Raw genomic sequence first — 15,767 nt, 5'->3', positions numbered from 1 at the left:
GAAAAGCAATCAATGTGAGGAGGAATAGTATGGAAGTTTGTTTGGATGATAAAAAACAAATGATTATGATGTTGAAAAGATTAGACCGGCACGTAACCCAAGTTTTTGAAAAAAGAACAGAAGTTAGTTTGACTAGATATGAAATTTTAGCTTCTTTAATTAAAAAGGGTAGTGTTTCACAAAAAGTACTACAACAATCCTTAGCTATCGATCAATCGGCAATTACGCGACACTTAAAGTTGCTTGAAGAACAGCAATATGTCGAACGCAAACGTAATGAAAAAAACAATCGTGAAGTACTTGTAACGATTTCTGATAAAGGACGAGAATTATTAGAGGGTTGTACAATGTTTAAAGATCAATTTATGAATGATCTCTACGATGATTTTTCAGATAGTGATTTACAGCAACTCAAGCAATTTCTCACGCGCTTAAATCACAATGTAGAGAAGCTTTAATTCTTGCTCTTTATTGTGGAAATTTATTGTTTTAAAACAAATTAAGCATAGTAGTAGAAACCATGGCTATGGTCTGTACTACTACGCTTTTTTTATCTTTTATCCCATTCGTATTTCTTACAATGTCCGTTGGTGTTGGTGAGATTAATTATATAAGTTCGGTTCCTATTTTTGGGGAATCGAGCCTATTTTTATTTTTTATCTTCAACTAAACTCATCTTCCCTTAAGGCATCCTTTGTTAATTATTTTTTCTAAAAGGGTTAATAACTAGCAATCTATAATATAATAGTTTTAATAATTAAAATTATTGAAATAATTATATGATAGAAGGAGAGTCATTCATGTCACAAAATACAAGTCCTAGTTATTATAAAGAATTAATTGATTTACAAGACGTCGAAGGGGTGGAAGCTCAGTTTAAAAGTTTACTTGCTGTTCCGATTGAATCCATTTCTGATTTAGAAAAGTGGTTAGAAGACGAAAAGGATTTACTGTTTATAATCGATGAGGCGATGACAGGTCACCAAGTCGACTTCTACCGAAACACAGAAGATGCGGACATCAAGTCAACTTACCTTCACGATCAGCAAGCCATTCAACCACTTTTAATGAAATACGTAGCAAAGTTAAATGATAAATGCTGTGATTCTACTTATTTTACTCAATTAGATGATAACCATTACGGCTTGATGCGACGTGTTCGTGAGTCGAAGGTTAAACTTTTCAGAGAAGAGAATATCCCACTACTTGTAAAGGAACAAGAGCTTTGTACTAAGTACGATGAAATTATGGGTAGCTTAACAGTTGAATGGGAGGGAGAGGAAAAGCCTTTTCCATTTATCGAATCCCTTCTAGATCATCTAGACAGAGCCGTGCGAAAAAAAGCTTATCACACAATGATGTCAGCCCATCGTCAAATTAAGCCCGATATGGATGCCATCATGGACGAGCTTATTCAACTGCGCCATCAAATAGCTTTAAATGCAGGATTTGAAAATTACCGTGATTATATGTTTATAGAGAAAAATCGTGAATATAGCATCCAGGATTGTTATGACTTTCATGAAAATGTAGCAAAATATATTATTCCAGCTTGGAATCGACTCTCAAATGTTTTTAAAACAAAGCTTGGTGTCGATAAGTATCGCCCTTGGGATAACACGGCTAAATTCATGAAAAACCCACCATACTCTGATGTGTCTACTCTGATGGATGGCGTTTCTGAAATGTTAGGCAAAACTGATCCATTTTTTGCAGACCGTTTCGATTACATGAGAGCGAATGGGTTACTAGACCTCGATGACCGAAAAGGTAAAGTCCCAGGTGGTTTCTGTACTTCTTTACCTGTATCAGGGGATACTTTTGTTTTTGCGAACTTTAGTCCTTCCTTTTTCTCTCTTATCGCATTAATTCATGAAATGGGCCATGCAGTGAATGGATATTTTCAGTTATCCGAACACGGCCCCATTGAAGACTACAAAGGACGAAGTGAAGTTGCTGAGCTTTATTCTCATGGGATGGAATTACTCTTATTGGATAAGCTTGACCGTTTTTATCCAGAAGAGGAGGATTTTAAGAACGCACAGCGTGAAGAGCTGAGACGAGCATTTTCGATGTTAATCGGACCATTAGCAGGAGATCTCTTCCAGCATTGGATGTATACAAATCCTAAACACACTTCCAAAGAGCGAGATGAAAAGTACTTTGAAATCTCAAAACTTTATGGCTTAAACCCTGTTGATACTTCTGGCCTGGAGGAAGAAATTGGGATGAGCTGGGCTGGTACCCTTCATTATTTCCAAGTTCCTTTCTATCTTATTGAATACTCCATCTCGGTGCTTGGTGCATTACAAATACTGGAGAATTATCAGAACAACCCAGAGAAAGCAGTTGAATCCTTTAAAAAAGGTGCAAGTGCAAACTACAATCAATCCATCGCAACTATTTATAAAGAAACTGGGGTAAATTTTGACTTTTCAGAGCCAGCTGTTAAACAAATGGGTGAATTCTTAGAAAAAGTAGTTCAAGACATTCATTAATAAAGTGTGAGTATGGGGACAGATAATTGTAGAGGTCAGTTGGAATTTTTCCACACAAAAGTTACAAATAGTGATGTCTATCCCCTTTGATTAATAGTCAAGGTTGTATTCATGGACTTACCTTCTAAAAATTATTTTATCTTTTTTAAAACAACAAGAGAAAAGAACGAATTCCATACAACGGAAATTCGTTCTTCTTTCATTATACTAACTCCAACCAAGCGACTGCTTCACAATGTTTGGAGTGCTGGTGGGTTTAATTATTTTGGCTCAGTTCCTAATTTAATAAAGTCGAGCCAATTTTTATTAATTTATTTTCAACAACCTTTTTTCTTTGGTCGTCGGATCCAGCATGACACATCTAATAATTACTTGTACAACAAAAATAGATCTTTCGTATTTCCGTATTTTCATTCACTAAAAAGGAGCTATTTTTAGCGCTTCCATCGTAAATTTTATTTTACTTTTGAAAAAGAGCTAACTGGAGTTTGTGGAGCGGTGTATTGATTATGTAGCATCTAAAACCTTTTAATATTAAAAGGTTTTAGAACTAGGCTCGGTTCCTAAGCGAACTCTTCTCTGTTTGCACGCTCTACAGGTAATCCGCTATTTTAGTAACTATTTTCCCATCGATTTCATGAATATAAGAGTTTAAAACCTCAATTTGCTCTTCTAATTTTTCCTTGTGCTGAACTAATATAGCTTGCGTATTAATCTCTTCCTGTTCTAAATTCAGAGTTGAAATATTTTCTCGTATATCCTCAATCGACATGCCCAGATTTCGAAAACATTTGATTAATTTTAGGAGTTCAATATCTTGATCATCAAATATTCGATGATTTTGTGTATTTCTTTTTATTGATGTAATTAAATCTATTTTTTCATAGTATCGAATTGAGCTTGCTGGAATTTCAACTAAGAGACTAGCTTGTTGAATTGTATACACGAGGCATCCTCCTTGACTTAAAGTATGGTTTAACCTTTAAGGTTGATAGTATCAAATCAAAAGGAGAATGTATAATGAAAAAGATTTTAGTAGTAGTAACAAATATTTCTAAATATCCAAATTTAGAACGCGCAACAGGATTATGGTTAGGGGAAGCTGTTCACTTTGCAGCTGAAATGGAAAAGGAAGGCTATCAAATTGATTATGTAAGCCCTAAAGGTGGTCACACGCCACTTGACCCACACAGCCTACAAGCTGAACAAATGACGGAATTGGATTGGCAATATTATTCAAATGATGATTTCTTAAACAAGCTAAGTACTACTTTATCGGCTGACGCTATTAACCCAAATGATTATGATGCTATCTATTATGCAGGTGGTCACGGTGTTATGTGGGATTTCCCAGAAGATGAAAACCTACAAAGCATTGCGAGTAAAATTCATGCAAATGGCGGCATTGTATCAGCTGTTTGTCACGGGGCTGTTGCGTTATTAAATATTAAAAATGCAGAAGATAATTATTTAATCGCAGATACTAAAGTGACTGGCTTTGCCAATACGGAAGAAATTGCCGTTGGATTAGATAAAGTCGTACCATTTTTAACTGAGGCTGAACTTGTTCGTAGAGGGGCTAATTACGTAAAAGGCGAAGACTGGGCAGTGTTTGCTGTAGCTGATAATCGTATCGTTACTGGACAAAATCCTGCATCAGGTGGTGCAGTGGCCAAAGAGGTAATTCAATTATTAAAATCAATGTAAAGCTTTCCAATGTAAGGTTAGGTTGAAAACAGCTATTTTTCCTCAATAAAATTCTAAACAACCACTTACAGAGCTGACACCAACAATCTTAGCTCCCTTAATTCATAAACTAACAAGTAAAAGCAGACGGCCAACTAGAAGTGCATTATTGCACTTCTAAACCGTCTGCTTTTTATGTTTTCAACAATATTAAATTAGCTATACCAAAGACTCATCCCAACAAAGCGTACGTTGAAAAGCACGCTTGATGTAGGATTAGTCAGCTAGTTCAAGCCACGCGACCGCTTCACAATGTCGTGCGTGCTGAGCGTGGACAAATTCACCCTGTTTAGATACCAAATAACTCTCCTTACTATTTGAACATCAGTTACCTTTCCATATAAGATTTTTTAATCTTGTAAGGATATAGCCAAAATTATCGGAAGTTCAAAACTTCCTCCAATGTCGGTATGGCAGAAATTGCACCTATCTTTGTACAAACAAGTGCAGCCACTTTATTACTGAAGGTTACTGCCTTTTTAAGTTGTTCAAAGTCTTCCATCACTTTATGTGGATCCTCTTTTGCTAATTGATAAAGTGTTGCTCCTACAAAAGAATCACCCGCTCCAGTTGAATCAATTGAATTTACTCTCACGCTCGGGATAATTTCACTTCTGTCTACTGTTGAGAGATAGGTCCCTTCTTTTCCTAATGTTACAGCGACAATCTTAGCTCCTAGTTGGTGAATGGACCTTGTACCTTCACTCAAATCACTTTTTCCCGTAATAATTTCCATTTCCTCTTCACTTACTTTTGCAAAATCAGCTAAAGCAATTCCTTGTTTTGCCAAGTTAATGAATGTATGAATGTCATTTTTCCAAAGATCTAACCTATAGTTCGGATCAAAGGAGATAAATTTACCTTTGTTACTAGCGGTCTTCATGGCATTTAAATAAGTAGACTGAAAAGGGTCACTTAATAATGCAGTTGCTGACCCAAAATGATAAACCGTAGCTTCATTTAACTTATCTTTATCAAGGTCCTCTTGTTCCAAAAATGCATCTGCGCCACGGTTGAAAACAAAATCCCTTTCACCATCTGCTTTTAATGATACAAAAGCCAAAGTTGTAGGATGGTGATTATCCATTACCACCATAGACGTATCAACCTTCGCTTCTTCTAGTGTTTGCTTTAAAAAGTGGCCAAACGGGTCGTTACCTACTTTTCCACTAAATAGGGCTGTGCCCCCTAACTTGGAAATTGTTGCGCAAACATTAGCTGGCGCACCCCCCGCTTGTTTTTGAAAGTTCCGACCTTCGACTAAGTCAACTTCTACATCCGTACAGAAAAAATCGATTAATAGTTCTCCAATGCAAATGATAGGGCAGTTCATAGTCCTAGCACACCATCCTTGTAAATTATAATAATTAAATAAAGCTCTAACCTTTATATGATTAGAGCTTTATTTTGCATTACTAACTACTTCCATATTGTATCAAGCTCAGTTATTTTTAAATCTACTACATTTGTTATACCGTCATTCGAGAATAGGACTAGCTCTTTACTTAACTCACTAGGGAATATCAGGCTAGTAACTGCTATCTCCCCATCATTTGCAAACACTTCAATAGAGGATGTATCCATAAACAATTGAAGTTTTACACGATTATTCTTCAACACTATCGGCGCTTCTTGCACTGATGGGAATGATGAAGAAAAGTTATATTCTCCAGATTGCGTTCTGTCTACTAGAAGTAAATCATTTAAAACATCAATGCTAACTTTTGTATTTTCAGTCTCCGAATGACGAATTACTAAACCAAATTGATTTGAACTTTCCTTTTCAAGTTCAATATTTATCTCTATCAATTGCTTATTTACAGGAAAAGATAATGCCTTTCCTGATTCAATTGTCATTTCTTGAAGGACAAAGTTTTCTAGCTTTATAGAATTTACTTCCTTTACAGGTTTTTGGATCACACGTATACCGTCCCTAATAGTTGCTAATGTTAGCTCTCTTGGAAGTGTCATAGCACTTCTCCATTCTTTTGTTGGAACTTGATTCGCATAGCGCCAGTTACTCATCCATCCAATGTAAATACGTCTTCCATCTTGGATATCAGACCAACTTACACCAGCATAATTATCCCTACCATAATCTAACCATAATGTAGTCGCTTCATCATTATCATTTACAAAGGTTATCCCATCAAACTCACCAATAAAGTATTGAGTCCTTGATCCTTCCTTCGTTTCACCGTTATCTCCAATACTAACAATCATTACCCACTTTTCATTACCCTGTTCACCATCTACAGGTAATTTAAATAAATCTGGGCATTCCCAAACTCCATCATGTGAACCCGATTTATGACCAAATTCACTTGCAAACTCCCATTCTTTTAAATTAGAAGATGTATAAATTGTTATAGTTTGTCCTGTTGCTAGAACCATTACCCATTTTCTTGTCTCTTCATGCCAAAATACCTTAGGATCACGAAAATCAGTGATAGCAATATCCGAAAGCACCGGATTACCTTCATACTTCACCCAGGTTCTCCCACTGTCCTTGCTATAAGCTAAGCTTTGTCGCTGGCACGTTCGATCAGAATCAGGATATGTCCCAGCACTTGTATAAATGGCAACTAAACCTGGTTGATTTTCTTCAAAAAATCCTGTTGTGTTCTTCCAGTCCACTACCGCGCTACCTGAAAAAACAGCCCCGTGTTCATCAGGATATAACGCAATCGGAAGCTGCTCCCAATGGATCATATCCTTACTCACAGCATGGCCCCAGTGCATGGGTCCCCATGTTGTACTAAATGGATGGTATTGATAAAACAAATGGTATTCATCATTAAAAAAGACCATTCCGTTCGGGTCATTCATCCACTTCTCTTGCGGTGAAAAGTGAAATTGTGGACGATACTTTTCTTTATATGTTTGTGTCATGTTTTTCGCTCCTGTTCTAGGAAAATAGTGAACTTTAATCTAGTATAAAAAAAGGGCTGTACCTATGCCAAAGCAATATACAGCCGCATATTTTATTTACTCATTCATTTTCTTTGTATCTTTCATAACCAGATTGCTTAATTTCTAACCATTCCTGGAATCCTAGTCTATCTAGTTCAGCTAGATAATCAGACCACTCATTTTCCACGCCGCCATTTGCTATCCATTCAGCACGTTTTCTTTTAATATAATCAAATAAATCAGTTTCAATTGTAGACAATTTATCAAGTTCGTCTATAGAAAAGAATACTCTAGGATATATATTTTCGTTTGGCATGTGGGGTACCATTACATCTTTCATTAACTGTAATCTCCATGCTGCATCGTCTGGCATTGTCGCCACATTTCCATAGTAGCTATCCAAGATTGCCAACGGTCCTCCAACGGATGTTTTTTCTCTCAACTCAACAGGCGCAGTACCTTCTAACGGAAGGTGTTTTAACATTTCTGCACTTTCATCCCATTCAAATATATTTTGTTGAGTTTTATCTCCAAATGTACCCCAGTTATTTTGTACAGATTGTGCTGGATCATAAAGTTGATCAATCCACTTAGCTGTTAATTCAAGATTTTTATTAGAAGATGTAACTACTAGTCTAGATCGATCAAAGCCCATTCCGTTTGTTCTTGCCACATTCTGATATCCCTCTGGTCCCTTTAATGGGGCTAATAATTGGTAGTCATCGCCCATGCCTGTGATATTCCCTTTATCCCATGTAAAGTATAGACCGTAACGATTTTCTCTACCTTTTGAAAGATACGTATTCCAATCATGTTCAAATGCCTCAATATCAATTAATCCTTCATTATATAATTCATTTAACCAACTAATCGCTTTCTTATAACCCTCATCAGCTGCTGTAAGTTGTACTTCTCCCTCATTACTAACAACAGTGAAATCCCAGTTATCTCCTATACCAAAAGCACCAAATAATGAATGGGGATTTTGTCCGCCATCATTAATTATGAAAGACATTGGAATCTCGTCAGCTTCTCCATTACTATTTGGATCTTGAGTTTTAAATGCAATTAATACTTGTTTTAATTCTTCTGTAGTAGTTGGAACCTCTAACCCTAACTTTTCCAACCATTCAACATTGATCCATGGAAACGCATCGAGCGAGTGAATACTTTCTTTCCCTTCACCTAATTCCTCAATCCAAGGAAATGCATAAATATGACCATCTGGAGCTGTCATCATTGATTTATACTGTGGTGCCTTATCTAGAACCATTTGTAAATTTGGCATGAATTGAATCATGTCTTCAACAGGGACAATCACACCATCTTTTGCGTGTTTCAAAAGGTCATAATCACTAAAAGCTGAGTTAAAAATTGCATCTGGAAGCTCTCCACTTGCAATAGCTAGATTTCTTTTCTCGCCAAATACATCTGTCGTATAATTTCTCCAATCAATATGAACACCAGTCTTTTCCTCTAAGCGTTGATAAATCAACTTTTCGTTTGGATCCGCTGGTGCTAATGGTGAACTCGATGTCATAATTTTCAACGTTACTTCTTCCTCTAATGGAAACGTAACATCTGATAACTCGTAATCTTTTGATGAAAATGATTCTTTAGCGTTATTACTACACCCTGTCAAAAGTAACGCCCCAGATAGAAGTGTAACCGATGCTGTTTTTAGTAGTTTTTTCATAAATGAACCCCTCACTTTATTATTTTAAAGAGCCAACCATAACTCCTTTTTCAAAATACTTTTGGAAAAATGGATACATTATCAACAATGGTAAACTTGCAATTACAATGGATGAATATCTAATCATTTCTGATACTCTCATAATCTCGTTTCTAGCTTGTATGTCTGCAATCATTCCTGGCTGGACCTCGTTTTGTATAAGGATGGAACGAAGAACGAGTTGCAGTGGATATAGATTTCGATCATCGAGGTAAATCATAGCATCGAAATACGCATTCCACTGTCCAATAAAAGCATAAAGGGCTAGTACAAAAATAATAGGCTTACATAAAGGCAAAACAACACTTATAAATATTCTGAAATCTGATGCTCCATCTATCCTTGCTGCTTCCTTTAATTCATTTGGGATACCTTTAAAATAAGTCCTTGCTAGGATAATGAACCATACATTGACAGCACCAGGTATGATTATCGACCAGATTGTATTAAGCATCCCTAAATCACGGACAACAAAATAAGTTGGGATTAAACCTCCACCGAAAAACATGGTAAATAAGAAAAAGAACATAAATACTTTTCTTCCAACAAGGCCATCTACAGATAACGTATAGCCTGCAAGGATTGTTACCGTAACAGTAATTATGGTAAATCCAGCAGAATAAAGGATTGAATTGAGAAAACCTCTCATAATTGTTCCATCCGTTAATATTCGTGTATAACCTTCAAATGACCAATCTGATCGAGCTAATGAAAGTCCCTTTCTAATTAAGGCATTGGGTTCCAAGAAGGAAGATAGAAAAACATACAATAATGGTCCTAGGATTAGAAGTACAATAATTCCCAACAAGATATTATTTATGCCGAGAATGACCCGATCACCTTTTGAGTGTTTTATTTTGTTACTCATTATTCTCCTCCTTCCTTAAATAAGTCCTTCGCCTTCATTTAGTTTTTTTACTACTTGATTGACAAACACAAGTAAAATAACATTTACAACAGCATTAAATAATCCCACTGCAGTAGCAAATGAATAATCTCCTGCAAGCAAACCTTGTTTATATACATAGGTTGCTATAATTTCCGATGATGGTATATTCATTGATGTTTGTAACAGATATGCTTTTTCAAATCCTATACCCATGATTCCACCAGCAGCCAAAATAAATAGCACAGCCATTACAGGCTTTAATGTAGGTAGATCAATATGCCAAATTCGTTGGAGTAAGGATGCCCCATCTAATGTTGCTGCTTCGTGCAATTGTGGATCTACATTCGCTAATGCTGCAACATAAATGATTGAAGCCCAACCAGCCCCCTGCCACACACCAGACCAAATGTAAATCGATCTAAAATAGTCTGGGTCAGACATAAATGAGATTGGCTTGTCTGTGAAAATACCTAATATCGCATTAATAGGTCCGACAGGTGAAAGAAAAAGGAATACCATACCAGAAATGACCACTACTGATATAAAATGTGGTGCATATAAGACTAATTGGATATTTTTTTTAACACCTGATTTTCTTAGCTGATTTAGCATAAGAGCCAAAATGATTGGTATCGGAAATCCGATTAGAAGCTCGAAAGAACTTAATTTAATCGTACTTACTAAAATTTGAAGAAAGTTGGGTGAGGTCAAAAAATCTGTAAAGTGTTTAAATCCTACCCATTCACTTCCCATAATCCCCCTGATCGGACTATAATCCTTAAATGCAATTAATGCCCCGTATATTGGTATATATTTAAATATGATTGTAAGGATAATAGCAGGAGCGATAAGCAAGTAAAGAATATAGTTCCTTTTAATATATTCTAAATTACTACTGATTTTCTTTGGTTTGCTAACTTGAATGGGCTGTTTTGTTTCTGCTAACTCTGGCAATGTCTTTACCTCCTATCCACATTTATCTAAAGCGACACTAAAAATGAAAACCCTTTCATAACGCTCTAAATATAACAAAATAATTTTAGAAAAGATTTTAATATTTTTGGTTTAAGAGGTTTAATATTTTCGGTACTTGTTATCGCTTACATTAATATAAAAAGGAAATCCCCTAGCTTCTTAACTAGGGGATTTCCTTTTTATGGAGTATTCAATTCCTTTAAACTATTATTTATTTTCTCGACCGCTTCATTGGCAGCGACCTTGACATCCTTCCCGTTTTTCCCTACATCTTCAAATAAAACTTTAATAGCCTCACTTATCACAGGATAAGCTGGGGTAACCGACCTATTTTTTGAGTGGTCTTGTCCTTGTTTGATAAAAATATTTTGAGGATATTCATTAAGCTTTGGAAATTCCTGAGCTACTGAAAGTCTTGCAGGTAAATCACCTGTAATTTCAACGAATATTCTAGAACCCTCTTTACCTGTGGCAAATTTAACAAATTCCCACGCTTCATCTGGATAACTGGTTTTTGAAGGAATTCCGAGTGCCCAACCTCCATTAGGTGCAACTTGGAATTTAGCCTTAGGCAAAGGGGCAATACCAAAGTCTTCACCAAGTATAAATCCAGGATACTTTTTTAATTCTTCTACGTGCCAAGAGCCCAATACAGTCATAGCGAGTTTATCCGTTTCAAAAGCATAAGGGGGCAAGTCAACTGCTGCTACATGATGTTTTTGATATAAATCTTGATAAAATTGTAATGCTTGTAATGCTTCTTTCGAATTTAAAAACCCTTCAGCTGTAGTTGCGTCAGGGCTTAATACTTCAGCCCCAAACTGCCAGAGGATCGGCAGTTTAAAATATGCAGGTCCTTCCCCACCCCCAAATCCCTGGGAGGGGTCAATTCCTACTACACCTTTTTCCGGATTATTGATTTTTCGGGCTTTTTCTAAAACCTCATCCCATGACAAGGGATTGTCTGGATCATTTGAAGGGAACGGGATTCCATTCTCTCTAAAGAGATTCATATTGTAAAACAAAGCAATACTTGGTTCTACAATAGGCATGAGATAGATTTCATCATTATAAGTTAACCCATTTAATAATCCCTTGGGTATATCTTCTATATAACCCTCCTCTTTCATATACGAATCAATTGATAAGAGAAACCCTGCATTTGCATAAAGAGCTAAGTTAGGGCTATCAATTGCCATAATATCAGGATGGTTACCTGCCACCAATTCTGTACGCAATCTTAGTTCATATTCATGTCCCCAATACATGGATTGCATATTAATCTTTATATGGGGATGCTTCGCTTCAAAGGCAGCAATAATCTCTTCATAAGCTTGATTGAACGCTTCATTTCCTAGATTCCTTATGAAAGTCAATTCAATTTGTTCAGTTACTATATCCTTACCATCTTTGTCGATACGGTTAATTGTTGAAAGATAAATAATAGTACATGCTAAACCCAATAAAATAAGGATAATACTAACTGGCCACCACTTTTTCAAACTACTTCACCCCTTTTAACCACTACCAGTTATAGAATTCCGAAATTCAACAGGAGTTTGTCCAAAGTGCTTCTTAAATACTGTGCTAAAATATCCAGAGCTAGAAAAACCTACTAAGTTTGCAACATCGATGATTTTAAGTTGATTATCTTTAAGTAATTCAGTTGCTTTTTCCATCCTCAATTTAACAAGATAATCACTAAAGTTTTTGCCAACATGGTGCTTAAATGTTTCTGATAAATGAGCACTATTTATATGGAAAATGGTAGATAAGGTGGTAAGAGATATTTCACTAGCATAATGAAGGTCTACATAATTTCGAACACTCTCTATTAATGTCTGATTTGAAAATCGTGCATGACGAACTCTTTCCATAATTAACTGCGCTAACATGATAAGATCGTCTTTTACTTTATGCTGAGAATTTAGTTTCCAGATATTCTGTTGACAATTCCATATGGAATTCTGAATGTCATTTGTCTCGATGTCATATTTTTTCGCCTGCGATCCTAAGAGAAATAATAAATGATTTGCTGAAAATGAAAATGAAGAAACAGAGTGATTCTTTTTTCCACCAAGTATTGAATGTAAGTTTTCCTTAAAAGAATGCATATCAGCATACTCGATTGCATTTGTTACCTTTTTCTCTATATCAGGTGAAAAGAAAAAAACTTCCTCTCTCGTTATTGTTTGATCAATAACCTGAGATCTTGTACCAAGTTGACTTTGACTCCAAGCAAATAAACTTGATATAAAACCAGTCCTATACTCTGTCAGATCACTGACAACATTACCTATCCCGATTACAGTATCCACTTTCAAATACTTGGTAATGGATTGTTGGATTCTCTCTACTAGTTGAGTAGTACGGGTTGATGTTTCTGAGTCTAATAGTTGTAAAAACTGAACCATTTTCGTATAGCTAGGATCATTAAACAAATATGTTCCTTCCTGTTCTTTCGCAATCTCTCTACACAACATTTGAAAAGAAAGTTCTTCAAGCTTAATAGAATCATCATATTCTCTAATTTCAACTGTTATAAATTGTGCTTTTGTATTGACATTTAAAAGCTCTTCTAACTTTAATTGCTTAAGTCTTTCTTTTACAATATAAGGTTGTAGTCTTTCTTCTTTTACTAGATAGAGTATATATTGTTCTTGCATTTCTTGCAGATGTAAGTTAGCTAGTTGGTTTATCCTGATTAATTCTGCTTCTTTATTCTTCTCTAACTTAATCTCTTGCCGAATTTTCCTTAATGCCTCTTCTAATTCATCAGGTGCTACTGGTTTCAATAAATAGTCTTTTACCCCTTGTTTCAGTGAGTTCCTTACATAATCAAAATCAGAATAACCTGATAACACAATGATTTTTACATGGGGAAATTCAATATGACATCTTTTTGCCAACTCTACTCCATCTATAATCGGCATTCTCATATCTGTGATTACTAGATCAATGTCCATGTTTTCGAGTATCTCAAGAGCCTCTTTCCCGTTTGTAGCCTCTTCAACAATTTCAAACCCTTCTTTTTCCCAATCTACTTTCAATCGTAGCCCTTTACGAATTTGTATCTCATCATCAGTAATTAGTACCTTTATCATGTATATCACCCCTGCCCAACCCAATACATAAGGTAATTTTTGTACCTTCATTCAATATTGATTCAATTTCATAGGTAAAGTCTTGACCATAATAAAGGTTTAACCGTCCTAGGACGTTTCTTAGCCCAATACTATTCCCTTTACTATCCAATACATTTACTTCTTCATCTGTTTCTAAAAGGCTAGATAAAACTTTATCTGACATGCCAACACCTTTATCTTCTATAACAATCTTAATCTGGTTATCCCGTGTTTCAGTTTTTATAAAAATTGTAGCTTCTGCTCTTTCACTAAAGCTATATTTTACCGCATTCTCAACAAGTGGCTGTAAAATGAATTTTATAATAGGGAGTGTTTTCGTTTCTGGATCGATCTCCATATTGATATTGATCATCTCTTCATACCTTAACTTGAGTATGTCCGTATAGTTTTTTATATAGTTTAGTTCCTCACCTAGTTCAACAACTTTACTTTTTGTATTTAAGGAATAACGTAACATTTTCCCTAAATATATGCTTACATTCATTACTTCTTTATTTTTCCCTTGAATAGCTAAGCTCCCCATAATTTCAAGGGTATTATTCAGAAAGTGAGGATTGATTTGAAGTAATAGAGCTTTATACTCCGCATCCTTTCTCCTCAAATTTGCTTTATATTCAGTTTCAATTAGTTTTGTTAATTGGTCAACTGTATGTTCAGTTACTTTTATTAGGTAACTAACCTCATTGTTTTGAGATTTAATCGTAGGCATCAACCTTTTTGCCCCTATAAAATCTCCTATTTCTATAAACCTCATTGCCTTTGCTAACTTTCCTAAAGGACCTGTAATTGTAGAGGAAAGTACAAAAGATGCTACTATTGTTAAAATAAAGACAAAGACACTTGTTATTAATAAGTTCCTTTGCAAGCGATTTACTTTGGAAAATAAATCAGACTTAGTTACTTCACTTATTAGGATCCAATCTCCAACTGGTAGTTTTTGATAGAAGACAAGATACTCTTCTCTATTACTAGGAATCTTGATTAATCCTTTTCGATAAATATTATTTTTAATTTGGTCCAAACTTTCCTGTATGATCTCATTTGGTGTATCTAATTCCCCAGTTAAAACATTTTCTCCATGCTTGTCTATTAAATAGGTGTTGCCATTTTTCCCGATACTAATTTCTTTTATAGCTGATTCTAGTAAAGTTGTAGGAAAATTCACCTTGATAACCCCACTTTGTATAAACGTGTTTGTATCAATAAGGGGCAAAAGATAGCTATTAACTGGTCTAATACTCATTTCTTGATTTGGTTGATAAGGGTCAAGATGCGAGATTACAAAACGTTGTTGTTCTTTTTCAGTAAAGTCTTGGAACCAATCTGTTTCATCTAGAGAATCGTTATATCCCCAAGTACTAGTACCATCATTTAATTGCACAGAAATGGAAATCCCATTCGAATTATTAATCATTACTGAGGATAGAAGTTCATTAAGCTGATTTTGCAACCTTACCCTTTCTTCACTTTGAGGACTATTTTTAGTTATCCTAAGCCATTCTTGAGTAGTTTCGTTAACTAAAACTTGCTTGCTTATATCCTGTGCCTGCGTCGTAATAGATTCCACATAAAGCAAATATTGATCCATCATTTCGATAGTCAGATCTTGAGTTTGTTCCCGTATAACGGAAGTAAATAAACTAGGAATCATTATAGATAATATAATAAAAGGTATTGTTAATAAACACGTAAAAATGAGTAATAAACGATTTCGTAATGAAAAAAACAACGTGCCACCCACTCTCATGAGGGAAACCCCTTACATCTTTGTTAATTTTTAATAAATTATATCACTAAAGAGGATTAACCTATAGGGTGTGAAACCTCACTATTAGAAATATTTAGTCTTTTATAGTCAAGTTTAC

At 35.3% G+C, this 15,767-nt stretch carries 12 protein-coding genes; 3 read left to right on the top strand and 9 right to left on the bottom strand.

Annotation, left to right across the window (positions count from 1 at the left end; genetic code table 11):
• The first annotated feature begins 29 nt into the window (after window positions 1–29).
• Both BM260_RS14515 and BM260_RS14510 read left to right on the top strand, forming a co-directional pair.
• Window positions 30–458 carry a MarR family winged helix-turn-helix transcriptional regulator gene (locus tag BM260_RS14515; RefSeq protein ID WP_093538070.1) on the top strand — a complete coding sequence of 143 codons (429 nt, stop codon included), beginning with the start codon at window positions 30–32 and terminating at the stop codon, window positions 456–458.
• Between the two features lie 342 nt (window positions 459–800).
• Complete coding sequence (locus tag BM260_RS14510; RefSeq protein ID WP_093538069.1) at window positions 801–2,498, top strand: M3 family oligoendopeptidase; 1,698 nt, start codon at window positions 801–803, stop codon at window positions 2,496–2,498.
• A gap of 592 nt (window positions 2,499–3,090) precedes the next feature.
• On the opposite strand, the gene BM260_RS14505 is transcribed toward BM260_RS14510, so the two are convergent.
• Window positions 3,091–3,444: a MerR family transcriptional regulator gene (locus BM260_RS14505; protein ID WP_093538068.1), complete on the bottom strand. Its 354-nt coding sequence runs from the start codon at window positions 3,442–3,444 to the stop codon at window positions 3,091–3,093.
• Window positions 3,445–3,518: 74 nt separating this feature from the next.
• Here BM260_RS14505 and BM260_RS14500 point away from each other — a divergent pair, with 74 nt between their 5' ends.
• Window positions 3,519–4,205: a type 1 glutamine amidotransferase domain-containing protein gene (locus BM260_RS14500; RefSeq protein ID WP_093538067.1), complete on the top strand. Its 687-nt coding sequence runs from the start codon at window positions 3,519–3,521 to the stop codon at window positions 4,203–4,205.
• A gap of 415 nt (window positions 4,206–4,620) precedes the next feature.
• Here BM260_RS14500 and BM260_RS14495 read toward each other — a convergent pair whose 3' ends face one another.
• The 8 genes from BM260_RS14495 to BM260_RS14460 form a co-directional block, all read right to left on the bottom strand.
• Window positions 4,621–5,577, bottom strand: a complete 957-nt coding sequence (locus BM260_RS14495; RefSeq protein WP_093538066.1) for a carbohydrate kinase family protein — start codon at window positions 5,575–5,577, stop codon at window positions 4,621–4,623.
• Window positions 5,578–5,663: 86 nt separating this feature from the next.
• Window positions 5,664–7,136 carry a glycoside hydrolase family 32 protein gene (locus BM260_RS14490; RefSeq protein WP_093538065.1) on the bottom strand — a complete coding sequence of 491 codons (1,473 nt, stop codon included), beginning with the start codon at window positions 7,134–7,136 and terminating at the stop codon, window positions 5,664–5,666.
• A gap of 100 nt (window positions 7,137–7,236) precedes the next feature.
• Window positions 7,237–8,853, bottom strand: coding sequence for an ABC transporter substrate-binding protein (locus BM260_RS14485; protein ID WP_093538064.1), 1,617 nt, complete (start codon window positions 8,851–8,853; stop codon window positions 7,237–7,239).
• 19 nt (window positions 8,854–8,872) lie between these two features.
• Entirely contained in the window at window positions 8,873–9,760 is an 888-nt protein-coding gene (locus BM260_RS14480; RefSeq protein ID WP_093538063.1) for a carbohydrate ABC transporter permease, read from the bottom strand.
• Window positions 9,761–9,775: 15 nt separating this feature from the next.
• Window positions 9,776–10,705: an ABC transporter permease gene (locus BM260_RS14475; RefSeq protein ID WP_245762748.1), complete on the bottom strand. Its 930-nt coding sequence runs from the start codon at window positions 10,703–10,705 to the stop codon at window positions 9,776–9,778.
• A 230-nt stretch (window positions 10,706–10,935) separates the two neighbouring features.
• The gene (locus BM260_RS14470) at window positions 10,936–12,258 is read right to left on the bottom strand and encodes an ABC transporter substrate-binding protein (RefSeq protein ID WP_093538061.1); all 1,323 of its coding nucleotides are present in this window, start codon (window positions 12,256–12,258) and stop codon (window positions 10,936–10,938) included.
• Between the two features lie 15 nt (window positions 12,259–12,273).
• Window positions 12,274–13,860 carry a response regulator transcription factor gene (locus tag BM260_RS14465; protein WP_245762740.1) on the bottom strand — a complete coding sequence of 529 codons (1,587 nt, stop codon included), beginning with the start codon at window positions 13,858–13,860 and terminating at the stop codon, window positions 12,274–12,276.
• On the bottom strand, window positions 13,838–15,649 hold the full coding sequence (locus BM260_RS14460; protein ID WP_245762739.1) for a cache domain-containing sensor histidine kinase: 1,812 nt from the start codon (window positions 15,647–15,649) through the stop codon (window positions 13,838–13,840). Before BM260_RS14460 ends, BM260_RS14465 begins: the two co-directional genes overlap by 23 nt.
• Window positions 15,650–15,767 lie beyond the last annotated feature (118 nt).

This window comes from Psychrobacillus psychrotolerans (assembly GCF_900115805.1).
GTDB classification, from domain to species: Bacteria; Bacillota; Bacilli; order Bacillales_A; family Planococcaceae; genus Psychrobacillus; species Psychrobacillus psychrotolerans.
The sequence above is the reverse complement of the archived record's forward strand: the minus strand, read 5'-3'. Positions and strand labels throughout refer to the sequence as shown.